Genomic DNA, 23,630 nt, shown 5'->3' on the forward strand with positions numbered 1-23,630 from the left:
TTTCTACGAAATTTTTTCAGATCCTCTGAAATAAGTATTGCGTAGATCAACGAAATGAAGGATATGACGGCAGTCGCACTCGCAGCTGGGTGTGAAACGGATCACAATTAACAAAGGAGATACTTATCGCTGGTAAACCAAAAAGAGGGGGCGGACGCCGCCCTAGAAGGAACGCTCGAGGCAGAAATGATCGTCGCTTTAAGAAGAAGGAAGACGACGGCCGTGAGGACAAGTCTGTAGAGATCGAAGGTACGATTAAGACGGTACTAGCAGGCACCATGTTCAAGGTTGAGCTCCCCGGTGGCCACGAAGTTCTAGCTCACATCTCTGGTAAGATGCGCAAGCGATTCATCCGACTTGTGGTTGGTGACCGCGTTCGCATGGAAATGTCTCCATACGATACCACCAAGGCACGTATCACCTTCCGAATTGGCTAAGCCAGTGTTTGAACGATCCCCTCATCTGGTGATACACCATTGAGGAATTCAAATTTTCGAGCTTTGAACATGATTTGTGTTCAAAGCTTTTTCATGTCTGATAGAATCGAAATCACATTTCTATTTACTTTGGAATTTTTGTAGAAATTTCGAGACGAATGATTCGTATGATACAAGCAACGAATACCCATGAAGATTTACGCTCATAAAACCTGTGGTTCCTGTAAGAAGGCGCTCAAGTGGCTAGCCGCTAAGGGGCTAGAAGTAGACGCTATTGCTATTGCTGAGAACCCGCCACAACTTGGAGAGCTACAATTAGCTCTCGATTCTGGCTACACCCTGAAGCAATTATTCAATACCTCTGGGCAGGAGTACCGTAGACGTGACATGAAACATAAGCTTCTGACGATGAGTAACGAGGAAGCCCTCAGCGAGCTTGCTGCTTCTGGTATGCTAGTGAAACGACCATTCTTGATTGCAGATGGCCATGCCTTAGTAGGCTTCAAAGAAGAAGCTTGGACTGAAGTGTTAGGGTAGCCTCCATGCCCTACGCATTCTATGACATAAACCCCTTGATTGATTGAATCTATGATATTCGAAGACGGACATCAGATCTTCCTAGCAGTACTTCTGTTGGTAGTCTTTGCAGCTTTTGTAAAAGAATGGCTATCTGCTGAGTTGGTGGCCATTGGTGGATTGATTGCCTGTGTGTTTGCTGGCGTACTATCTGTGACTCCGGGCATGGAGAATAATGCGCTACAGGTGTTTGCGCATCCGGCGCCGATCACGGTAGCCTGCATGTTTATCATGAGTGCAGCGCTTGAGCGTACTGGGGTGATTGATTCTTTGGGGAGTTGGTTTGAAGAGGTTGCGGCGAAGAGCCCGATTCGCATGTTGGTGATTATGATGCTGTTGGTTTCCGGTTTATCTGGATTCGTCAATAACACGCCAGTGGTGGTGGTATTCATGCCAATTGTTTTGGGGATCTGCCGTCGCAAAGGATACACGGCTTCCCGCTATTTGATACCACTTTCATACGCCGCTGTCGTAGGGGGGACGGTGACGATCATCGGTACTTCTACGAACCTTGTAGCTGCTGGTATTGCCAATAAGGTGATGACACCCTTCACGATGTTTGAAATCACTCCCTTGGGGGTGACTTTTGTGGTGGTGGCGTTTTTTTACATGCTCACGATTGGGCGGAAGCTACTGCCTGACCGAGTGACGCTTGCGTCATTGATCGATACTGAGGCGAGCCGAGAATTCATTACCCATGCATTCGTCAAGGAAGGTTCGCCGCTCGATGGCCAATTATTTGCCGAGTCGAATCTTGCTGGCGTGAAAAAAGCGCGCGTCATCGAAGTGCGCCGCGACGGGCAGCAGGTGGTGGAGGCGCTTCCGGAAGTACGATTCCAGGCCGGAGATGAAATTGTGTTCAAAGGGCGGATTCAGGCGCTCTTAGGTATTAAAAAGAATGCGGATGTTGATGTGCGCGGTGAAGAGAAGCTGGGTCTCGAAGATGTGCGCACCGAATCGGCGCTTCTCATGGAGGGTATTCTAGGCCCAGAGTCCACCTTAGTAGGTAAGAGCTTGAAGGAATTAAATTTCCGCCAGCGATTTGGTGTGTTGATTTTGGCGGTGCACCGACGTGGAGAAAATTTGCGAGACCGTTTTGAAGAGGAACGTCTGGAGTTTGGTGACACCTTGTTGGTGCAGGGGCCAGCGGAGAAGATGCGTGAACTTTTTGAGCAGAAAGATTTCATTAACTTGAGTGAGCCGCATCACTCGGACATGCGCACAGAGAAATCCAAGTTTGTCCTGATTGCGCTAGCGGCCTTCATTCTGTTTGGTGCCTTTGGTGGGAATTTCGGCATTCCTGCGGTACCTACTGTGTTGTTGGCACTGAGTTGTGCCTTGTTTGTGATGGTGACTCGCTGTATCGATCCGAGTGAAGCATTCCAGTCGGTAGAGTGGAAGGTGGTATTCATGATTTGCGGGATGCTTGGGTTGGGCATGGCGATGTCACAGAGTGGCCTCGCGGAGAATCTAGCCAAGGGAGTGGTCTCAGGGGTTGATTCGTTGAGCTTTGTGGATCCTGGAATGAAGCCCTATATCATGCTCGCGGCATTTTATTTGTTGGCGAATATCATGACTGAAATGATCTCAAACAACGCCGTGGCGGCCCTACTCACACCGTTGGCAATTTATGTGGGTGTGCAGATGGGAGTGGATGCTCGACCATTTGTCGTTTCGGTGATGTTTGGCGCCTCAGCGAGTTTCTGCACCCCAATTGGCTACCAGACGAATACCTTCGTCTACGGCGCAGGTGGCTACAAGTTCTTTGACTTTTTCAAAGTTGGATTCCCACTGAGTCTCATTCTTTGGCTCGTTGCGAGCTTTATGATCCCGATGCTCTGGCCATTTTAGCATGCTGCGTGGTCTGTCATGCCAGCCACGCGGCTGAGTGCTGGGTAGTGTGTTATTGTTTAGCTGAGTGTGCCATTAGGATGCCCACTAACTTCTTGCCAATGGCGCAGGAACACGCACCGGTGCTATTCATGTGGCGGTGAGCTTGGCCGAGGGCCAGCGGATCCAAGTGATTGTATGGCGATTGGTGACTTGCAACGGGGCCAAACACTTGTGAGCGTTTGGCCTTACCCGTGGCGCTTGGGTGGGCTTTGATCTTTAGGACGCGCCCCTCATTGACCGTTCCCCAGATTGGAATGTCTTTAATTGCTGTGGGCTCACAGGTGATTGGGTTCTCTGCGAGGATCGTAAAGTTGGCAAGCTTCCCGGCCTCAATGCTGCCGACCTCGTGTTCGAGTTGTAGCGAATAGGCGGCGTCGAGGGTGACGGCTTTGAGCGCACCCAACCTACTCACGCGTTGTTCTGGGGCGGCCACGCGTCCCGTGGGTGTGATGCGGTTGACACCGCAGTGCATGAGAAAGAGAGGCTGCCCTGGAGCCATCGGCATATCCGAGTGAAACGAGTATGAAACCCCGGCGCGCTCTACATCGCCCATGCGGGTCATTGGGTCGGCGCGTTCTGGGCCCAAGCCAGACTTCCCGTATTGGTCGGCTAGAGCGACTGGGTAGTAGGGATTGGCGCTCACGATCGCACCGAGGCGCTTGATGCGATCGACTTGATCGCGGGATGAAACAGCGAAGTGCACAATCACGGTGCGGTGGTTGTGGCGCGGGTTGCGGCGCATGTTTTCTTCAAGGGTATTGAGCACCATTTCGAGTCCGGCGTCGCCATTGACGTGGATGTGGAGCTGATAGCCAGCTTCCCAGTAGGTGCGAAAGGCTTTGCTGAAGACATCAAGGTTCATCATCCATTCACCTTCGTGGCCATCGGTGTAGGGTTCCTTGACCTGCATCAGCTGGGAGTAGATTGCGCCGTCGGCAAAGAGCTTGATTTGTTTGGGCACCATGGCGGTCATACCGCTTCCCCAGTCCATGATCTTCTCAGTTTCTGCTACGGCGTTATCTGGGTGAGCGGCGATGATGGATTTTCCATCGGGGATGAAGTAAAAGCGGAAGGGGGCATCAGGGGAAGACATGATGGCATTTTGAGTGTCTTGCAATTGCTTCGAGAGGATACCGCCAGGCTCACAACCGAGTGTGACACCTGCGCGGTGGAAGAAGTCTACCATGAATTTGAGCCCGTTATTGATGCGCTCTGGTGTGGCGAGCGTGGGGGCGATGGCGGGCATGATGCCAAACATCCCTTGTTCCCAGAAGTGTCCCTCGGCGAGGTTCGATTGCTTTTGAGCGCTTTCGCTTTGTTTGGCGAGGTACGCTTTATCGATGCCCATCAGTTTGAGTGCTGCACTGTTGAGAATAAATTCGTGGCAAGAACGATGCCAGACGATGATGGGGCGTTGTGCATTGAGTGAGTCGAGGTCTGAGCGTGTGAGTTTACCATGGAAATAATGGTGATAGCCCCAAGTGATCAAGGGTTCGCTTGGATCACTTAGCTTGGCTTCTGCTTCCTCGATCCTCTGCCGGTACTCCAGGGCATTCCTTGCTGCCGGCACGAGCCCGCTCGGTAGGTTCCAGTCTTCGATGGCGATGACTTCGGTTTCCATCGTCAGAGCGGTGAGGAAAGGATGGTCGTGCTGGGCAATGAGGCCAGGAATGATGACCTGGTCCTGAAAGCTGTGATCAATCTGAAATGCCTGGCCGTCGGCAGCGGCTTTAAGTTCTTCGAGTGTGCCAGTAGCCAGGATGCGCTTGCCCACGACGGCCACAGCATTGGCAGATGGGCTTGAAGGGTCCAGGGTGATGACTTCTTTGGCTGTGTAGATGGTGGCCTTTGGCAGGGATTCCGTGGCTAAGGCGAGATCTTGCAACGAGGACGCTGGGCTGATAGCGCAGCTGAGGTAGAGGAGGACAGGGATGAGTTTCATAGAGGCTTCTGTGAGTTAGGGATTACGATGCTTGTGTTAGTATTGAATCATGCGTTTTGTGAGTTCGCTCAGTGTGCGGCAGAGGCATTCAGGGCAGGGGTTGCCGAGGCTTGGTCCCACGGCACGGATGGAACGGGCGAAGGCGACTGATGCTTCATCGACGGATCGCAGAGCGCTGGATTCAGCGATGTCGAAGATTACTTGATCTTCTTTGATGGTTTTAAGGACGACGAGTTTGTCCAGAGTTTCTGGGTCAACCGCTCGTGGGTCTTTGTCGAGGATGACGAAGTCAGCGAGCTTTCCTGGCTCAATCGAGCCTTTGGTATCTTCTTCAAAGTGCTGCCATGCTGGCCACAGTGTCATTGCTTTGAGCGCTGTCATGACATCGACCCGGTGGTCAGGGCCAATGATGTCGCCGGATCGCGAGCGGCGGGTGACGGTGGCGTCAAGGACGCGCATTGAATTGGGGAAAGCAACTGGAGCGTCGTGGTGGCTGGTAAAGCGCATGCCGCGTTTCACGCACCACCCGGTAGGAGAGATGTCGTTGGAGAGGATAGGGCCCACAGTGTGCTCGCGATGCCAGTCTCCCCAATAGAATGTGTGCATGGGAAAGAGCGAGGGAATCACGCCGAGCTGGCGCATGCTGTCTACCTGATCTTCACGGAGGAATTGGCCGTGGATGAGTACTGGGCGCCGATCTCCAGCGCCATGGCGGCGGGTGGCTGCGTGGATGTGAGCGAGTAAGAGGTCACTAGCAGCCTCACCATTTGAGTGAGTAAGGATTTGGATGTCGTGCTCATAGGCCCATTGGATTGCACCGCTGACCTGCTCCGCGGTGGCTGCCGGGTAGCCGGCGTAGCCAGGTTCGTAATTGCCTACTGGGTCGTAATACGGACGGTCGCGCCATGCGGTGAAGCCTTGAGGCGATCCATCAATAGTGAGTTTGGCCCCCGCGACGCGAAAGCGGTTGGTGTAGTCTGAGCTGAGTTCTTTCAGAATGATCTCTCGATTCATCAAGACATCGGGATAGCTGACCACGTCGATCTTTAGCGCGCCTGAAGCAGCTACTTTTTTCATCGCGGGGATCGAGCCTGGGGTGCTGCGTCCATCTTGTGCTGTGGTGTAGCCGAAGCGAGCCCAGAGCTCAGCTCCAGCCTTAAAAAAGACTTCAGAGCCTTCGGTGCCCACGCGGCTGAGCAAGGTGATCAATAATGGGAAGGCGGCAGTCTCTTCCAAGACTCCATCGGGTTCCTTGCCATCCTGCATGCGCCGGATCACTCCGCCATCTGGGTTTGGTGAGTCTGGGGTGATTTTACCTGCCTCTAGCGCCTTAGAATTGGCACTGACGATGTGGCCGGATTGGTGGACAATGATGACGGGGAAATCGGTAGTGACTGCATCGAGGTCTTGCTTCGTGGGGTGGCGAAGCTCTTTGAGTTGGGCATTGTCATAGCCAAAGCCAACAACAAGTTGGAGCTTCTCAACAGCTTCACGATTACTTCTGATCCAGTCGCGTAAGGTTTGCTGGAGGCTGGCAATGTCTTGCACTTCGCCATCTGGTGGGGCGAGCAAGTTTGCAGAGAGTGCTTGGAGCCCCCCGCCCATGACGTGCCCGTGGGCGTCGACGAAACCTGGTAGCATCGTCTTGCCTTGAAGGTCAAAGTTTGTGGTGTTCGGCCCTTGGGCCTGCATTACGGATTCCTTGCTGCCGACTGCGAGAATCTTGCCGTCTTTGACCGCGACAGCTTGAGCGCTGGGTTGCTGATCATCGATGGTGATGATCGGCCCGTTGAAGTAAATGGTATCTGCAGTTGCGGCGCACAGGGTGGCGCTGGCACTCAAGGTGAGGAGTGCCATTAGGGAGTGCTGTAGTTTCATATGATGGGAGCTAGGTTTTTTACTGGATCGTGATCCTGAGCTTGAGCGTCTTGCTGGGAGCTTTTTTTTCCCATGGACGCAGGTAATCAAAATGTAGCACCAAATCTCCAGCCTCTAGCGCCTTGATCTCGAAAGTTTGCTGGATTGGGCTGCCTGTGCGTTTCTGATCGGTCTGTGCTGCGTTTGTTCCCTTATTCATCCATTGGGCGAGGGGACTATCAGATTGCTTTGGAACCCATGCGTAACCGGTGGATGGGTTTCCTGTGAGAGTGATTCGGAGTGTCTGGCCAGCCTGGAGCTCGATATCTTTGCTGTTGGAGCTTTCATTCCATTCGACAATGCTACTCGAGCCTTCATGGGTGCTCACGGTGGTGAACGAAGCGAAACTGGCTACGACGTCTTTGAATGGGTCATCATCGCTGGCCAATACAATGGGGGTGAGGGCCAGTGCCATAGCGATGGTACAAGCCTCCACAGTCTTGGGGTGTGGGGTTTTCATTTATTGTTGGGGTTTGGGTGTCGTGTCGATGCATTGGGGGCGCATCAACATTCACTAGTGTAAGGGTTAACTCTAACAATATAAAGGGTTTTTGATCTTTGACCCTTTTGGCGCTATGCGGAGATCACCGCATCCATCTGGATGTCGTGATCTTCAGTTGGGAGATGGTCGAGGACTTGGCACTGAAATGCGACCCCGAGAATGTGTGCATCTTGCTTGCGCGATTCTAGAATGCGATCGTAGTAGCCGCCACCTTTCCCCAAGCGCAGGCCAGTAGCGCTGAAGGCAATGCCTGGGCAGATAAAGGTATCGATGCGATCTGCAGCGACTAATGGGTGATGTTCAGGATGTGGCTCTAGGATACCGTATCGGCCGTGGCGAAGCTCTGAAATCTCATGAACCAAGTGGAATTGCATGGCTCCATTGCTATCTTGGGTGAGTGGGTAGACAAAATTGATCCCGTCGGCGAGTTGGTGTAATTGCTCGAGTTGTGGTTCATTCTCAAGCGCTGCGTAGATGGCGACTGTCTTCACATCATGTTGTTGCATCACCCAGTCATTGAGCTGTCGCACAATGCTTAGTGAGGCGAGATGTTTTTCGGCGCCGCTCAAGGTATTTACTTGTTCTGTGATTGCGTGGCGCGTGGCAGACTTGAGCTCAGCAGTGGAAGGCGTGGTCATGGTGATGGGTGGAAAATTTGGTGTGGATCACAAGAAAGAAGCATTTCCCGCTTGCCAGTGCGGATAATTCTGGTAAACGAGCGATCCCGCTTTGCGCCAATAGGTGCATAATTTCCTGCGGAGCAAAAATAATAACACTAAATAACCGATTACCATGGCAAGAATTTTCGGAATCGAAATTCCCAATGAGAAGCGCATCGAAGCGTCTCTCCCATACATCTACGGTATCGGCCGCACTACTGCTAAGAAGATTCTTGAGCAGGCAGGCGTCGATGCAAATATTCGCACAGGTCAACTCACTGAAGAACAACTCGTTAAGATTGCCTCGGTAATCACTTCAGAGACTATCATCATTGAAGGTGACCTCCGTCGTGAGAAGCAAGGTGCGCTTAAGCGTCTTACTTCAATCAACTGTCACCGTGGTCAGCGCCACAAGCGCGGCCTTCCAGTTCGCGGTCAGCGTACCAAGACCAACGCACGTACTCGTAAGGGTAAGAAGCGCACAATGGGTGCAGCCAAGTAAACTTTGACCTGTAAATACAATGTCTGAAGAAATTAAAGAAACAGAAGTTGCTGATGAAGCAACTCCAGCAACAGAAGCTCCGGTAGAGACACCTGCTACAGAAACTCCAGCAGCAGAAGCTCCACAAAAGGAAGAAAAGAAGCGCGACATTTTTGCCGAGCTTGCAGGTGGTGAAGAAGAACTCAAGATCCACAAAGCGAAGAAGTCGAAGAATGTTCTCACTGGTATCGTTCACGTGACTGCTACATTCAACAACACTCTCGTGAGCGTCACCGACTACAATGGTAATGCAATCGGTTGGTCATCTGCTGGTAAGATGGGCTTCAAAGGCTCACGTAAGTCTACAGCATACGCTGCACAGGTTGTTTCCCAGGACGCATGCCGCCAGGCAATGTCCCACGGTCTCAAGACTGTTGAGGTTCGCGTAAAGGGACCAGGTGCTGGTCGTGAGTCCGCTGTGCGTGCTGCACAAGGTCTCGGCCTCGAAATCACTGCAATCAAAGATGTGACTGCAGTACCACACAACGGCTGCCGTCCTAAGAAAGCACGTCGCGTATAATCATATTTAACTTACAAACTACTTTTTTATTATGGCACGTTATATTGGCCCTAAAGATAAAATCAGCCGCCGTTTCGGTGTAGCTCTCTTCGGTCCTTCAAAGGCACTCGAGCGTCGTAACTTCCCTCCAGGTCAGCACGGTCTCCGTGCAGGACGTCGTAAGAAGTCTGACTACTCAGTAGCACTTGGCGAAAAGCAGAAGCTTCGTTTCCAGTTCGGTGTTCTCGAAAAGCAATTCCGCGCATACTATGCAGAAGCAGTACGTCAGCGTGGTGTTACAGGTGACACACTTGTGCGTCTTCTTGAAACTCGTCTCGACAACGTATGCTACCGTCTCGGATTTGGTAACACACGTTCCGCAGCACGTCAGTTGGTAAACCACGGTCACATCCTTGTGAACGGCACTAAGACAGACGTAGCATCCTACCAGTGTAAGCCTGGTGACGTGATCGCTATCAATGATAAGCCATCCTCCAAGCAGCTCGGTCTTCGCGCACTCGACCTCACGCAGGCAGTGCCACTCAAAGACTGGCTCACTCTCGATCGTGAAAAGATGGCTGGTACCATCGCTCGCCTTCCTGAGCCGGACGATGCAGACCACGGTGTGAACGTTCAGCTCGTTGTTGAACTTTACTCACGTTAATCTCACTCAGAGATTTCCGATTTCAAAAGGCACAGAGTCGTCACAGACTCTGTGCTTTTTTTATTGCTCATTACGGCTGCATCTCCTACAGAATCCGAAGTCATGAATGAAGCCTGGGATGTCCAACTAACCGCACGTCAACATTGGAACAGCGTGAGCTGGTTCAAGCCAATGAAATGGCCATCTGGTCACCAAGTCGATCTCGGTGATGCGTTGCTGGAATTTGACTTTGATGCCTGTAGAGTCACGGAAATTAGTGACGGGGTAGAGCGTGAGGTCGCACGCTTCCCTGATCAAAAGCGTGGGACGCATCTCGGTTCGCTAGCCGGAGCGTTCCGCTGTGGGGAATTCATCGTCGAGCGCCACGCCTCGGATGAGGGGGATCCACTCAAAGTGACAGTAAAGGCGGCAGGCGGCAATGACTCGGTAGAGCTCATGATGCGAAAGGTGCATCAGCCTGTCCTCTGTGAAGGCGCGTTCGAGTTGAACTTCCTCAATGACAACAAGGATAGCCGTGTGGAAATCAAGAGCAGCAATGAAGCACGCGATGTTGCTGTGCTCGTGGCGAGCCTCTTGTTGTTCAATCGCTTTGCCTTAGCGTAGGGCAAAAAAGGCGGCCTGTTCGGCCGCCTCTAAGAGCATGCTTGGCTAGCTGAGCTTCTGCCGGAATGATTGAATCGCGTTGATTCGCATATTCTACTGCATTGCTGACAGTATGTTCTAAGCAGTCGAGGGAGATTGATTATACTCACTCAAAACAGCCACGGCATCTACCTCAAAGAGCATGCCGTCGAGTGCTAATCGAGGAACAGGTACTAGTGTCTGAGCGGGCAGGGCATCGCCGAACATTGCAACCAAGGTCTTGGTCATTATTTCGAGTTTTGATGGATCGTAATTGACAACATAGGTCGTTAACTTTGTGACTTGTTGCGGTTCTGCTTCTAGGCTCTCTAGTACGCTCTGAAGGTTGCAATATGCTTGCTTCACTTGATCCTCGAAGCTTGGAGATAAATGACCGTTCTTGGCTTCTCCTCCTTGGCCTGCAATGTAGGCCGTTGCACTAGCTCCAGTAGCAACAACTGCATGGCTATAACCGTTGGAGCTTGGATCATAGAGATTCGGTGGGTTGATGATGGTGGTTTTTACTGATTCACTCATTGTTTTGTTGGTTGTAGCAGGTGAGATTAATTATTCTGATTATTATTCCATCATCATAGAGAAAGGGGAGTTTTAAATTGGTTTGATCCATTACTAGTTCTGGCTTTAGCTATCCACTGCTTCCTGTACGGTGAACGGCGACAATCCATGGTTGATTAGCCCAATCTTATGTTGTGCGGATTCGAGGAACCATAGCCTTGATAGGGGGGGATTCTAGCCAATTTAATTCAGCTCTATGTCACGTATGCCATTCTCAGCTTCGAGGATATTACTGAGTGTCTGCTGCATCGCCTCAGCTTTCTCAGGGTGCTTCTGTAGAATATTGTCTTGCTCGCTCGGGTCCTTGGCTAGGTTGTAGAGCTCCACATGTTTATTCTTTCGTTTGTGAATGAGCTTCCATTGGTTGTGGCGCAGGGCGATTTGTTGGTGTGCTGCTTCTTGAAACGAGTACTCAAGCCCGGAGGAGGCTTCACGTTGTTTTCCTAAGAATGCAGCGAGGGTGTTGCGGCTATCGATGGCTTCATTCGCTGGGACTTCAATGTCAAGTAAGTCGGCGAAACTCGCAAGTAGGTCGATCTGGTTGACCATGGCATCCGATCTGCCTGGTTGGATGGCTGCTGGCCATTTGATGATGAATGGCACTCGGGTGCCGCCCTCGTAGATTTGGTACTTCCCGCCGCGGTAGATACCTGAACCATCATGTCCTTGGTCTGTTTCTTTTTGAGAGGTGAGGGTGATGGTGCCATCCTTGTAGCCATCGTCGTAGACTGGGCCATTATCGCTGGAGAAGATGATGATGGTATTCTCCTCCATGCCTAGCTGTTTGACATGCTCTAGGATCGCGCCGGTACTCCAATCAAACTGCACCATGGCGTCCCCACGGAATCCGGTATCGGTTTTTCCGTGAAAACGAGGATGTGGGGCGCGTGGTACGTGAATGTCTTGTGAAGCGAAGTATAGAAAGAATGGGGTGTCCTTCTTCGCCTGAGCGTCGAGATACTTTTTTGTCTGGTTGACGAATTCGTCCGCCATGGTCTCGCCATTCCAAAGTGCTGACTTGCCGCCGACTTGGGTGCCAATGCGGCCAATGCCATTGATCACCGAATGGTTATGACCATGGGAGGATGGATAGTAAGTCATCGCCTCCGGTGTCTTTCTACCATCGGGATAGACCGTGCTATTGTGTTCCTTAGGGATGTTTCTTCCTACGAAGAGCGGGTCTTTTGGATCTAAATTTACCACGTGATGGTTTTCAAGATACACGCAGGGTACGCGGTCGTTCGTGGAGGGGAGTAGGAAGGAATAATCGAAACCAATTTCAAGTGGTCCCGGCTTCACTGCTCCATTCCAGTTGGTTTTTACTCCCTTTTTACCGAGCCCTAAGTGCCACTTTCCAATCACCGCAGTGTCATAGCCAGCACTCTTGAATAGCTTTGGTAGTGTCAGTATGTTTGTAGGGATCAGTAATGGGGCATCTGGTGGTAGGATATTGGCATTGTGACGGAAGCCGTAGACGCCAGTGAGTAATGAGAAGCGTGAAGGAGTACAAGTAGCCGCTCCACAGTGGCCATCGGTGAAGACTAGTCCCTCGCTTGCCAGCTTGTCGATATGCGGGGTGGGAATCTTCTCTGAACCATAGACGCCGACATCACCATAGCCGACGTCGTCGCCGTAGATGATGATAACATTGGGGCGCGGCTCCGCAAGGGTAGCCAGTGAGCTCAGAAGTAAGGTTGTGATTGTGACTATTTTCATGGATGTAATCCATTAGTTCGTCATCGCTGGGGTGAATCTTTCAAATGGAATTTGTGCGTCTTACTGTCACGATCAGAACCGCACAAAATTTGTAGGCATGCATTGGGTTTCGGGCTTGCGAAGCTATTGCAGCCAGCTAAGTTCTTGTGCATGTCGATTCAGCAATTCGCCAACCAATTTGTGTGTGACCTCGTGGCCTACGAGCCAGGTAAGCCAATCACTGAAACTGCCCGTGAGCTTGGACTCGATCCAGAAGCTATCGTCAAGGTCGCTTCCAATGAGAACCCGCTCGGCCCGGCGCCGATGGCGCTTGATGCGATCCGCAATGCGGCTACTGAGATGCACATTTACCCAGATGGTGGTGGTTACAAGCTTCGCACCGCGCTCGCTGAAAAGTACGACCTAGGTCTCGAGAATGTGGTTTTAGGGAATGGTTCCAACGAAATCATCGAATTGCTCTGTCATTGTTTCCTCAATCCTGAGGCTGAGTTGATCGCGGCGGAGCACGCATTTGTCGTGTACAAGCTCATGGCGACTCTCTTCGGCGCAGGCTATGTGGAGGTGCCAGATCCGAACTTCGTGCACGATCTCGATGCCATGGCGGATGCAATCACTGACAAGACTCGTCTTGTGTTCATTGCCAATCCAAACAACCCGACAGGTACCATCGTTGGTGAGGAGGCGATTGAGCGCTTCATGGCGCGCGTGCCAGACCATGTGGTCGTGGTGTTCGATGAAGCGTACTTTGAATTTTTGCACGACGCTCCAGACACGCTGAAGTACGTACGTGAAGGTCGTAATGTGGTGGTGCTTCGCACCTTCTCTAAGGCTTATGGTCTCGCAGGCCTGCGCATTGGTTACGGTCTCGCAGCTCCGCAGGTGGCTGCTATCCTGCAGAAGGCCCGTCAGCCATTCAACACCAACGAAGTGGCTCAGCGTGCTGCTCTGGCATCACTGGAAGATACTGCGCACGTGAAGGCGACCGTCGACAACAATTCTGAAGGTCTCGCATTCTACGAAGCAGCCTTCCAAGAGCGCGGTATGAACTACGTGCCATCTGTGGCAAACTTCATCCTCGTGGAAGTGGGTGACGGCGACGCTGTCTTTGACGGGATGCTCAAGCAAGGAGTGATCGTGCGCGCGATGCGCGGTTACAAGCTTCCGGGTTGGGTGCGTATTTCTGTTGGTACCGCTGAGGAGAATCAGCGATGTCTCGAAGTACTCGATGCTGTGCTTGCAAATTAATTTCTATCAGACTCTAACGCGCCCTAACTGACTCTATGATTCTGCACGATACCGTTGCCGCCATTGCTTCCGCACCGGGAGTGGGTGCGGTGTCATTGATTCGAGTGAGTGGGCCGGATGCGGTCGACATCGCCGACAAGGCGCTGCGCTGCAAGGGTGGGCTGAAATCCCAGCCAGACCGCTACGCCGCTCTTGCGAAGGTGGTGAATGCCGAGGGGCTGGTGGTGGATGAGGTGTTGGCTACTTGCTTTCAAGGTCCTCGTAGTTTCACTGGCGAACATGTGGTGGAACTTGCGTGCCATGGCGGCGTGTTGGTCACGCGCCGCGTGCTCGAGCGCCTACTGGAATGCGGGGCGCGCTCGGCCGATCCCGGCGAATTTAGCCGTCGTGCCTTTGAGAATGGGAAGCTCGACCTGACCCAAGCCGAGGCGATCATGGATCTGATATCGGCGCAGACTGACATGGCACTGCGAGCTGCGCATGAGCAACTCACTGGTCGCCTAGGCGATCAATCAGAGGCATTGCGTGAGAACCTGCTCGGGGTGGTTGCCCACGTGGAGGCATACATCGATTTTCCCGAAGAAGACATCGATCCGGACACGGGAGCCGCGATGCTGAAGCGTATTGACGAAGTTCTTAGCGGCATTCGCACGATGCTCTCAACAGCCGAGCAAGGACGCATCATCCGTGAGGGGGTGCGTACGGTGATTTGCGGCGAGCCAAACGTGGGTAAGTCATCGCTTTTGAATGCTCTGTTGGGCTACGAACGTGCGATTGTTTCTGATGTGGAGGGTACCACACGTGATACCGTGGAAGAGGTGATCAATGTCAAAGGAATCCCAGTGCGTTTGATTGATACCGCGGGCGTGCGGGAGTCTAGCGACCAAATCGAACAACAGGGGATCGTACGCTCAGAGAAGCAAATCGAACTCGCAGACTTGATTTTAGAAGTGGTGGACGGCAGTAAGCCAGGTAAGCGGCTGCTCACCGACGAACAGATTGGGGGGCGCCATCACTTGTTGGTGGTGAATAAGTCCGACCTTGGCGAGTCCGATGTGTGGGCTGGGCATCATTCCGTGCGTGTGTCTTGTCGTGAAGAACATGGACTGGATGCTTTGGCGGACGCGATTTCTGATGAGCTCTTGTTAAGCGAATCCGCATGGGGTGGGCACGCCATGGCGATCAATGCGCGCCACCAAGATTGCTTAAAGAAGGCCGCGGAGTCGCTTGGCCACGCCAGAGAGGCAATGGAGCTTGGTACTGGGGTGGAGTTTGCAGCCATAGACCTTCGCGAAGCTCTTGACGCGATTGGACAGATCGCAGGTCGAGTGGATACCGAAGAAGTACTTGGAGTCATCTTTGGTAGTTTCTGCATTGGTAAATAGTTGGGTGATCGAGGAGGTGCTCATGTTAGCCACGTTGTTCTCAGCATATTCATTGCTTGAGCGCACGCTTTTACCTTGCCGAGTACTGCCTAGTTACGGCATCACTTAGGACATGGATTCCCATCTCGAAGACCTTTTTTCCTTCCTCCGATTTCCGAGCATTTCCACAGCAAGTGAGCACGCTAGTGATGTGCGTGCCTGCGCCGAATGGCTCCAACAAAAGTTAACAAATATGGGGCTCAATACTGAGCTGCATCCGACCTCTGGTCACCCGGTAGTGGTGGCGCGCAATGCGCATAGGGCTGATCGCAAGACGGTGTTGATCTACGGTCACTATGATGTGCAACCAGTGGATCCGATCGAGCTTTGGGATACCGATCCATTTGAGCCAGTACTCAAAGATGAACGGATCTGGGCCCGAGGGGCCACCGATAATAAGGGGCAGATGATGGCGCATGTGCTCGGCGTTGAGAAAACACTGAAAGAGCAAGGCGAGCTGCCAGTGAACTTGATCTTCCTTTTTGAAGGGGAAGAGGAAATTGGTAGCCCGAATTTGGTTCCATTTTTAGAACAACACAGAGAGGAACTTGCGTGTGACATTATCGCAGTTTCTGACACCGGCATGGTGGCACGTGGGGTGCCTACCATGGGGTATGGCCTGCGTGGGATCACATGTTGTGAAGTCACCGTGCGGGGGCCGAAAGGAGATCTTCACTCGGGAGTCTATGGTGGTGCAGTCGCCAACCCAGCCACCGCAGTGGCGCGCTTGGTTGCCAGCCTGCATGACGCCGATGGTAGGATCGCGATTGATGGGTTCTACGACGATGTGAAGCCATTAGAGCAATGGGAGCGCGACATGTGGGCGCAGGTTCCTGGTGTGAGTGATGCCGACATTGCGGATCAGACCGGAGTGTGTGAGGTATTCGGTGAGCCTGGCTACAGTTCCGCCGAGCGTCTCTGGGCTCGTCCGACAGCAGAGGTCAATGGCATCGGTTCTGGCTACCAAGGTGAGGGCTCTAAGACGGTATTGCCTGCCGAGGCTATGGCAAAGTTTTCCTTCCGATTGGTCCCGAATCAAGACCCTCAAGATATAGCAAAAAAAGTGGAAGCACATCTCAACAAGCACGCCCCACAAGGAGTGTGTGTCGAGGTTGAAGCTGGCCATGACGGCAAGCCATACTACGCTGATCCCAATAGTCCATTTGGGCAGGCTGCCCAGGGGGCCCTCCAACAAGCATTCGGAGCCACACCTGTACTGATTCGTGAAGGCGGCAGTATTCCGATCATCAAAGACATGCAGGATGTCCTAGGCTCAGATACTTTATTGCTAGGGCTTGCGCTTCCAGATTGTCAAATCCATGCGCCGAACGAGAATTTTTGGGTGGAGAATTTTGAATCAGGAATTCAAATGAACCAGATTTTGCTCCAGGAACTGGCAAAGGTTTGATCGATACCATCCACTGCATATTGCCATGACTGAGTTTTTCAACCTCGTATCTGACGACCCCAGTGGGATTCGGATACGCGTCTCCAATCATGGCGCCAGCCTAATCTCAGTCTGGGTGCCAGACCGAGATGGGAAGGTGGCGGATGTTGTGATTGGGCCAGAAACGGCTAGGCAATTGGAAACCAATACCGCATACATGGGGGCAACCGTGGGGCGTTTTGCCAATCGCGTGGGGTTTGGTCGCTTTGACTTGGATGGTGAATCTTACCAATTGAGCTTGAACCACGGGCGGCACCACCTTCATGGGGGTACTGGAGGGGTCCACCATCGTTGTTGGGATGTGCTGGAGCTGACGGGCTCCGAAGTCCTCTTTGGGCTGCGCGCCGCTGATGGTCTGGATGGCTACCCAGGGAATCTTGAAATGACAGCACGCTACCGCGTTGTGGATGCTGCTACTTTCACCGTGGAGTACGAAGCTCAGACCGATCGAGCCACCCCAGTCAATCTCGCCCAGCACGCCTATTGGAATCTCTCGGGTGAGCCCCAGACCACTGTGGCCGAGCACGAGGTCTTGAGTGATGCAGTGTCCTGGGTAGTAGAGATTGATGAGGACATGATTCCTACTGGGCAATTGCTGCCAGCAGCTGATGGCCCCTTTGACTTTAGACAGGCTAAACCTTTGAGTGCGGGATGGGATAGTGAGCATCCCACCATCCAAATCGCGGGGGGCTATGATCACGCCTTGGTTTTTCATGGCGGCCTTTCTGAGGAGCTTCAGAATCGAGTCACCGTGCGCGACCCGCAGTCAGGTAGGCAAATGCAGGTGCAGACGAATATGCCATCCCTTCAGCTGTATTCAGGGAACTTCCTAGATGGCACTCAGGTCGGCAAGGGCGGAGCGATCCAAAGTCGTACAGGCTTGTGCCTAGAAACCCAACACCTGCCTGATTCGATGAATCATGAGCACTTTCCATCGCCGGTTCTCCACCCAGGGGAGCTCTACTCCCATCACATGCGCTTCAGCTTTGCGCTATTGAGCGAGATTCATTGATTTCATAGGCGTTACTAGCTTGACGATTTAGCGGCTCGGGTGAAGCATGTCGGCGATGCAAGTCGACACTGTATATCCTCGCAGTACGAAGGATGAAATTGATGGTCTCCCTTATTTTTTACGCATGTGCCACAAGGTGCGCTTGCATGCAGCTGGTGAGCTTGGTGATGACTACCAAGCGAATCTAGGGAAGGGGATGGATCTGTGGACTTGCCAGTTGCTACAGGTGGAATACCAGGAGCTGGTTCACTTCATCACCGCGTCTGGTGCCGACGATCGAGCCGCTCTCGACTGGTGTTACGAAAATGGAACCAAACCTGAGTCACCAATTAAAGACTGGTGGTGTAGCTACATGCGCAACTGCGGATTCCAAGACGGCCTCTCAGAGCGTTTGCTGATGCGTGTCGCTGAAGCCGGCCTACAAAATAGACCTGATATCCATACATTCTTCGACTTTATCGATGCCGAAGAGGGTCGATAACTGGGGCATCAACATGGCCCTGAATTCCCTTAATAATAATACACTCGTTTGTAGAAAAATTGTACAATCTTGCTCTTTTTACGTGACAGTTATGAGCAACAGACTTCATCATAGAATACTTACCCATGCCTAGAGAAATCCAACTTCGTTCACCACTCGACATGCATTTGCACCTTCGAGATGAGGAAATGCTCAAGCTTGTCACCCCTTTGACAACAGAGACCTTTGCTGGTGCTGTGATCATGCCTAACCTGGTGCCGCCAGTGGATCATCTTGAGCGCCTGCTTGCCTACCGAGAGCGTATCATGGCTGCGTCTGATGGGCATCGCTTTGACCCATTGATGACACTGTTCTTCCGAAATTATACGGAGCAGGAGCTCGCTGAAGCGCGCGATCACATCATTGGCATCAAGCTGTATCCAGCCGGAGCGACGACGAATAGTGAAGCCGGGGTGAAAGCAATCGATGCCGTAGAACCAACATTCAGAATGATGGAAGAAATGGGCATCCCATTGCTGGTGCATGGCGAGACCCACGGCTTTGTCATGGACCGCGAGAAAGAATTCCTCGAGAGCTACGACTACCTCGCTACAAAGTTTCCAAAGCTCAAAATTACGATGGAGCACATCACCACCGCGGATGCCGTAGCAATGCTCGACAAACATGAAAACCTTAGAGCCACAGTGACGCTCCAGCACCTTGTGATCACGCTCGATGATGTGGCTGGAGGTATGCTAGACCCGCACCTCTTCTGCAAACCGATTGCAAAGCGTCCTGAAGACCGTGAGGCATTAGTCAATGCGGCTGTGAATGCGCATCCTAAGTTGATGTTTGGTAGTGATTCTGCGCCACACCCGATTGAGAAAAAAGAATGTTGTGGATGTGCCGCGGGGGTCTTCACTGCACCGCTTGCGCTGGCAAGGTTGGCACAACTCTTTGACAAATATGGTAAATTGGATAACCTTCAAGCATTCATCAGTGATACTGCACAGCAACAGTATCAGGTGAGCCCCCCAGAAAAAATAGTGACTTTAAGCAACGAACCTTTCCAAGTACCAGAAGCATACACCGGCTATGGTCAGCACGTTATTCCGATGCACGCAGGAGAATCTCTCGAGTGGACGGTAAGCAAGGTGCAATAAATTTTCCCACACAAACTCCACTGAATAACCCTACCTCAACAAAAAAACTTAGTAACCTTAGATCAGTATACCTAGCGCAATGAGCGAAGACGTTCTCAAACAAAAAGTTCAAATCCTCCTTACAGCCATGGAGACTGTGTTCCACCAAGAATGGAGGAAGACGAAGTTGAATATGGATCATGAAATGATTGAGCATTTCATTGACGCCAAGGGGTCATTTTTGCAACCAGAAGGTCCAACCACGGTGATCCCATGGCACAGCCGGGATGCACTTCTTGCAGCCTACCGCAGCCTACAAGAAGAACTGGGTGAATCCACTTCGGGGGTTCCTCTGACCACGCGTCAAGTGGTGCAACAGCCAGCTTCACCGATTTCTCAAGCTCAGGCTGCCGCTCCGGCTCAGCCAGCAAAGCAAGCTCCGACCCCGCCAGACAATGAACCATTAGCGGACACCCAGAGTTACCTCGATATTGTCAATGGTGTGGGAGTGGATGATGATCTCTCTAAATCTGCACAGCCAAGTCCTCAGAATCCAGCTCCTACAGAGCAGTTGGATGATGTGAAGAAACCTGAGTCAGCACCGGTAGAGGCTAAAACTGCACCCGAGGAGCCAGCGGTTCCGAAACCGCAAATGCCTGCTTCTGAGAATACCGGGTCACAAGCGATTCCTAAACCAGGTGATGTGCAGTGGCCGGGCCCAATGACGGCTCCGATTGGTATCCAACCCGCTGGAGCAGGTGCGCCAGGTTTCCACAACCCATTTGCCGCCGCGGTCACCAAGAAGGAACCTAAAGCCCCAGCCAGCATGGTTGGTCCCGACACTGGGAAGCCGCAAGTGAAGGCCGATCCTGCTACATTGCGGGCAATTGCCTCAAAGGAAAAATTTAGTCATCTCCTCAAAGATGTGAAGCATGAGGTCGTTCGTGACTTTATCCTCGCCGAAGGGACTCATTCTGGTACCGACAAACCAACGATCATCATTTACACGCTGGAAAATATTTGGCTGGATTTCGCCTTCCCTTACGAAGAAGGCCACCGAATCCTCAATAAATACCCACAGCGTGACCCAGAACTCATCGAGTTCATGAAAGCTTCAGGGCAGTCAGAATAGATACGACTGATTCAGTTACAGTCGTCTAGGGTGTGGTGTCTAAAACGACAGAACTGTGACGCAAATTAAATCCTAAATTAGTGTAGAATATGCTTGCGCAAATACAGGATCAGGGCTAGCTTTCGCCCGCACCCGGAAGGGTTCACCACCACGAGTTTAACCACTCAGGTGACTGGCAAATTTTCAATCGCGGGATGGAGCAGCCAGGTAGCTCGTCAGGCTCATAACCTGAAGGTCACAGGTTCAAATCCTGTTCCCGTAACCAATCTAAAGCGCTGTAACTGTATAAGGTTACAGCGCTTTTTTGTTTGAGGGTGGGACCTTGATCATCCTCTACAGCTGGGTTAATGAGAAATGCATTGTTTGATTCTATCTCAGTGTGTTAGCATTTTTCACTATGAGGGTTGGTCAATCTTGGGTCTTTGGCTTGTTGATGTGTTTTGGCGGGGGATTGGACTATTCCCTAGCTGAAGAGGGTGGCTCTGGCCATTATATGCCGGGTTCGATGTCGAGCTTTGTCGACTCGGTGGCACCGAAACCAACATTCTTGGCGCGTTACAATTTACTCAACTATTCTGGTGAGCGTTCTTTGAGTATGCCGATAGCTGGATTGACTGCTGAGACGGTAGATGCTGATTCTTGGGCCAATGGCTTGACCTTGTTTTGGCGTCCCGACTGGGGAAGTATCAATGACACGTGGGGTTATGCGATGTCTGTATCGATTCCCTACGTGAATATGAAGGTTAGCGCAGATGTGGAGGGTGGTGGAGGAGCTGTTCTGCGTCGGACCGACAGAGAGCAGGGCTTGGGTGATGTTATTTTTCAGCCATTGATGTTTAACCAGCACCTGAATGAGTCGCTAAACATCAACTACCGTTTGAGTGTCTATGCTCCCACTGGCGACTATAAAGTTGGACGCCTGGCGAACCCAGGAAAGAACTATTGGTCCATTGAGCCGACGGTAGGAGTGATGTATTTTAATCCATCCAATGGACGCGAATGTTCATTTTTCACCGGTCTGACGATCAATACAGAAAATGCTGCGACCCAGTATCAAACTGGCACTCAGTTGCACTTTGAAAACACAGTGGCTCAGCATTTTCCTCTGAAGGGGGGATTGGCCGGTATCGGATTCAATGCATTCTTTTACCAGCAAGTTGAAGGCGATCGAGGTGCAGGTGCGAGTTTTGGAGACTTTAAGGGTCGAAGCTATGGCGTTGGCCCAGTGCTGTCATACAGTACCAAGGTAGATGATCACCCACTGACTGCTGAGTTTAAATGGTTGCCTGAAATTGAAACGAAGAATCGATTGAAAGGGAATTCAGTATGGCTCAAAGTTCTCTACACATTTTAACCTTAAAATACCCCAAACCCCATGAAATCGTTGATTGCCCGTACCTTTATTCAAGGTGCTCTCGCTGTTGTTGTTGGCTCAGCTCATCTATCTGCTGAAGGATTTGATCGCTCTGTGCGTGCCGCTCCTAATTTCGAGCCAGCCATTCCCCGAGACGAACAAGATAAGGCAGCTGAGGCAAAAATCGCAGCTCTCACTCAAAAAACTGGAAAGCGTCCAAACATCTTGTGGATTGTGGTAGATGATATGGGCTATGGCGATCCTGGGTGTTATGGTGGTGGTGCCGCGATCGGTGCAGCTACACCAAATATGGATAAGCTAGCAGCTGGTGGTTTAAAGCTGACTTCTTGTTATTCGCAGCACACTTGCACGCCCACGCGCTCTGCGATTCTTACTGGTCGCTTACCGGTGCGCACTGGGCTCACTCGGCCGATTCTTGCAGGTGATACAATCACCAAAAACCCATGGGATGGTGAACATAGTCTCGCAGCATTGTTGAGCGAAGCGGGTTACTACACCTTGCTAACTGGTAAATGGCACATTGGTGAACCCAAGGGCATGCGACCACATGATGTTGGCTTTGATGAATACTACGGTTACTACCCAGCTCAGAAGGAAATCTCTCAGAGTAAGGATGAACGTCGCTACCCGGATTTGGTCATGAATCCAGAACGTATGAAGGACTTCGAATCGATCAAACCTGAAGATCACCTGACTCATGGCTTCAAAGGTGGAGAGACAAAGCAACTCACGCAGATCAAAACGACTGAAGACATGGGGCGCGCCGATAAGGTGCTTGCGGACTTCACGATTTCAAAAATCAAGGAAGCTGCAAAAGGGGAGAAGCCATTCTTCATTGAACATTGTTTCATGAAGGTGCACTGCGACAACTTCCCGAACCCGGACTTGGCACCATTGAGTGCTGCTCGGTACTATTATAAAGAAGCTATCGCAGAGGTGGATTTGCACGTGGGAGAGCTGATCAAGGCTCTGGAAGAAGCGGGAGTCGCGGAGAATACCTTTGTCTTTTTCACCTCCGATAATGGTCCACAAATGGACGGCTGGCCAGATAGTGGCTACACACCGTTTCGCGGAGCCAAGGGCACAACCTTTGAAGGCGGACCGCGCATTCCGGGGATTGCCTATTGGCCGGGAATGATCAGCCCTGGGCGCCAGAGTGATGGCCTCTTTGACTTGATGGACCTCTTTGGTGTGGCCTTAAATCTAGGTGCCGTGTCCACCGATAAATTACCGTCAGACAAGTACTATGATTTTATCGATCAGACATCTTTTCTGCTGATAGACGATGCTGAATCAAAGCGTGAAGCGATCTACTATTGGTGGGGGAGTACTTTGATGGCCTGCCGCATGAAGGAATATAAGGCGCACATCAAGGTAGTGCTTCCGCAGTCCACCCACATGCATATCGACTTTGCGACGATCCAAGATGTGGGTTTGGCTCCTTGGCTGTACAACCTCTATATCGACCCTAAAGAGCAAATGCCTGTGGGGCACCGCCGCAATGCATGGTTGGCAACCTTGGGCCAGAAACTGAAACAGCACGGCGCCACCTTCAAAAAGTTTCCAGCAAAGAATATCGGACTCTAATTGTAGCCGAGCTCCCGTTGCTTTTCTAGGACTTCTTGGCGTACCTTTTCATCACTTTCCCATGGAGTATGCACCTCAGGTTCCTGATAAATTACCTTACCAGTGGAGTCTGTAACTGTGCGTTGAACCACGCAGGAACTGAGCAATGCCATGCAGAGAAGACTGAAGATTCCTACGGTTCTAGATGTTCGATGCTGTGCCATAATTCATTTGGGGTCATGCTTGATGCCTAAATGGAGTATGCTGCGATGCATTCCAAAAAT

23 protein-coding genes and 1 tRNA gene are annotated in these 23,630 nt (G+C 51.7%); 17 read left to right on the plus strand and 7 right to left on the minus strand.

The genetic code is table 11. The annotated features are described in order from the left end of the window. The first annotated feature begins 125 nt into the window (after positions 1-125). The 3 genes from infA to F454_RS0103195 all read left to right on the plus strand — a co-directional run bounded on the left by infA (position 126) and on the right by F454_RS0103195 (position 2,864). The gene (infA, locus tag F454_RS0103185) at positions 126-437 is read left to right on the plus strand and encodes a translation initiation factor IF-1 (RefSeq protein WP_343123142.1); all 312 of its coding nucleotides are present in this window, start codon (positions 126-128) and stop codon (positions 435-437) included. Positions 438-626: 189 nt separating this feature from the next. Further along, positions 627-974: a Spx/MgsR family RNA polymerase-binding regulatory protein gene (locus tag F454_RS0103190; protein ID WP_018969177.1), complete on the plus strand. Its 348-nt coding sequence runs from the start codon at positions 627-629 to the stop codon at positions 972-974. A 51-nt stretch (positions 975-1,025) separates the two neighbouring features. Then, complete coding sequence (locus F454_RS0103195; RefSeq protein ID WP_018969178.1) at positions 1,026-2,864, plus strand: SLC13 family permease; 1,839 nt, start codon at positions 1,026-1,028, stop codon at positions 2,862-2,864. 52 nt (positions 2,865-2,916) lie between these two features. Here the strand turns inward: F454_RS0103195 and F454_RS0103200 are convergent, their stop codons facing one another. The 4 genes from F454_RS0103200 to F454_RS15490 all read right to left on the minus strand — a co-directional run bounded on the left by F454_RS0103200 (position 2,917) and on the right by F454_RS15490 (position 7,905). Then, the gene (locus F454_RS0103200; RefSeq protein WP_018969179.1) at positions 2,917-4,848 is read right to left on the minus strand and encodes an amidohydrolase; all 1,932 of its coding nucleotides are present in this window, start codon (positions 4,846-4,848) and stop codon (positions 2,917-2,919) included. 36 nt (positions 4,849-4,884) lie between these two features. Further along, entirely contained in the window at positions 4,885-6,726 is a 1,842-nt protein-coding gene (locus F454_RS0103205) for an amidohydrolase (RefSeq protein WP_156817109.1), read from the minus strand. Positions 6,727-6,745: 19 nt separating this feature from the next. Next, a complete protein-coding gene (locus F454_RS0103210; protein WP_018969181.1) occupies positions 6,746-7,225 on the minus strand; it encodes a protease inhibitor I42 family protein in 480 nt (159 codons plus the stop codon). 113 nt (positions 7,226-7,338) lie between these two features. Continuing rightward, positions 7,339-7,905 carry a 5-formyltetrahydrofolate cyclo-ligase gene (locus F454_RS15490; protein ID WP_018969182.1) on the minus strand — a complete coding sequence of 189 codons (567 nt, stop codon included), beginning with the start codon at positions 7,903-7,905 and terminating at the stop codon, positions 7,339-7,341. A gap of 154 nt (positions 7,906-8,059) precedes the next feature. Between F454_RS15490 and rpsM the strand changes: the two genes are divergently transcribed. The 4 genes from rpsM (at position 8,060) to F454_RS0103235 (ending at position 10,233) form a co-directional block, all read left to right on the plus strand. After that, the gene (gene rpsM, locus F454_RS0103220; RefSeq protein WP_018969183.1) at positions 8,060-8,428 is read left to right on the plus strand and encodes a 30S ribosomal protein S13; all 369 of its coding nucleotides are present in this window, start codon (positions 8,060-8,062) and stop codon (positions 8,426-8,428) included. 19 nt (positions 8,429-8,447) lie between these two features. Continuing rightward, positions 8,448-8,987 (plus strand): 30S ribosomal protein S11, encoded by a 540-nt coding sequence (gene rpsK, locus F454_RS0103225; RefSeq protein WP_018969184.1) that lies wholly within the window; start codon positions 8,448-8,450, stop codon positions 8,985-8,987. A gap of 31 nt (positions 8,988-9,018) precedes the next feature. Then, a complete protein-coding gene (rpsD, locus tag F454_RS0103230; RefSeq protein WP_018969185.1) occupies positions 9,019-9,630 on the plus strand; it encodes a 30S ribosomal protein S4 in 612 nt (203 codons plus the stop codon). Positions 9,631-9,732: 102 nt separating this feature from the next. Next, a complete protein-coding gene (locus F454_RS0103235) occupies positions 9,733-10,233 on the plus strand; it encodes a hypothetical protein (protein WP_018969186.1) in 501 nt (166 codons plus the stop codon). A gap of 117 nt (positions 10,234-10,350) precedes the next feature. Here F454_RS0103235 and F454_RS0103240 read toward each other — a convergent pair whose 3' ends face one another. Continuing rightward, positions 10,351-10,788 (minus strand): RidA family protein, encoded by a 438-nt coding sequence (locus tag F454_RS0103240; protein WP_018969187.1) that lies wholly within the window; start codon positions 10,786-10,788, stop codon positions 10,351-10,353. A gap of 222 nt (positions 10,789-11,010) precedes the next feature. Continuing rightward, positions 11,011-12,543, minus strand: coding sequence for a sulfatase family protein (locus tag F454_RS0103245; RefSeq protein WP_018969188.1), 1,533 nt, complete (start codon positions 12,541-12,543; stop codon positions 11,011-11,013). Between the two features lie 150 nt (positions 12,544-12,693). Between F454_RS0103245 and hisC the strand changes: the two genes are divergently transcribed. The 10 genes from hisC (at position 12,694) to F454_RS0103295 (ending at position 23,367) form a co-directional block, all read left to right on the plus strand. After that, positions 12,694-13,788 (plus strand): histidinol-phosphate transaminase, encoded by a 1,095-nt coding sequence (gene hisC / locus F454_RS0103250; protein ID WP_018969189.1) that lies wholly within the window; start codon positions 12,694-12,696, stop codon positions 13,786-13,788. Positions 13,789-13,823: 35 nt separating this feature from the next. Next, positions 13,824-15,173: a tRNA uridine-5-carboxymethylaminomethyl(34) synthesis GTPase MnmE gene (mnmE, locus tag F454_RS0103255; RefSeq protein ID WP_018969190.1), complete on the plus strand. Its 1,350-nt coding sequence runs from the start codon at positions 13,824-13,826 to the stop codon at positions 15,171-15,173. A gap of 112 nt (positions 15,174-15,285) precedes the next feature. Beyond that, the gene (locus F454_RS0103260; protein WP_018969191.1) at positions 15,286-16,620 is read left to right on the plus strand and encodes a dipeptidase; all 1,335 of its coding nucleotides are present in this window, start codon (positions 15,286-15,288) and stop codon (positions 16,618-16,620) included. A gap of 25 nt (positions 16,621-16,645) precedes the next feature. Continuing rightward, positions 16,646-17,671: an aldose epimerase family protein gene (locus tag F454_RS13970; protein ID WP_018969192.1), complete on the plus strand. Its 1,026-nt coding sequence runs from the start codon at positions 16,646-16,648 to the stop codon at positions 17,669-17,671. Between the two features lie 46 nt (positions 17,672-17,717). Beyond that, positions 17,718-18,152, plus strand: a complete 435-nt coding sequence (locus F454_RS0103270) for a DUF5069 domain-containing protein (RefSeq protein ID WP_026292675.1) — start codon at positions 17,718-17,720, stop codon at positions 18,150-18,152. A gap of 125 nt (positions 18,153-18,277) precedes the next feature. After that, positions 18,278-19,294, plus strand: a complete 1,017-nt coding sequence (gene pyrC / locus F454_RS0103275) for a dihydroorotase (RefSeq protein WP_018969194.1) — start codon at positions 18,278-18,280, stop codon at positions 19,292-19,294. A 79-nt stretch (positions 19,295-19,373) separates the two neighbouring features. Further along, positions 19,374-20,405, plus strand: coding sequence for a hypothetical protein (locus F454_RS0103280; RefSeq protein WP_018969195.1), 1,032 nt, complete (start codon positions 19,374-19,376; stop codon positions 20,403-20,405). Between the two features lie 188 nt (positions 20,406-20,593). Next, positions 20,594-20,670 (plus strand) — tRNA-Met (locus F454_RS0103285). A 132-nt stretch (positions 20,671-20,802) separates the two neighbouring features. Next, a complete protein-coding gene (locus tag F454_RS0103290) occupies positions 20,803-21,759 on the plus strand; it encodes a SphA family protein (RefSeq protein WP_018969196.1) in 957 nt (318 codons plus the stop codon). Between the two features lie 21 nt (positions 21,760-21,780). Continuing rightward, positions 21,781-23,367 (plus strand): arylsulfatase, encoded by a 1,587-nt coding sequence (locus F454_RS0103295; protein WP_018969197.1) that lies wholly within the window; start codon positions 21,781-21,783, stop codon positions 23,365-23,367. On the opposite strand, the gene F454_RS16265 is transcribed toward F454_RS0103295, so the two are convergent. Further along, entirely contained in the window at positions 23,364-23,570 is a 207-nt protein-coding gene (locus tag F454_RS16265) for a hypothetical protein (RefSeq protein ID WP_156817110.1), read from the minus strand. The two genes, F454_RS0103295 and F454_RS16265, sit on opposite strands and share 4 nt — an antisense overlap. Positions 23,571-23,630 lie beyond the last annotated feature (60 nt).

The sequence above is a fragment of the Rubritalea marina DSM 17716 genome (assembly GCF_000378105.1).
GTDB lineage: Bacteria > Verrucomicrobiota > Verrucomicrobiia > Verrucomicrobiales > Akkermansiaceae > Rubritalea > Rubritalea marina.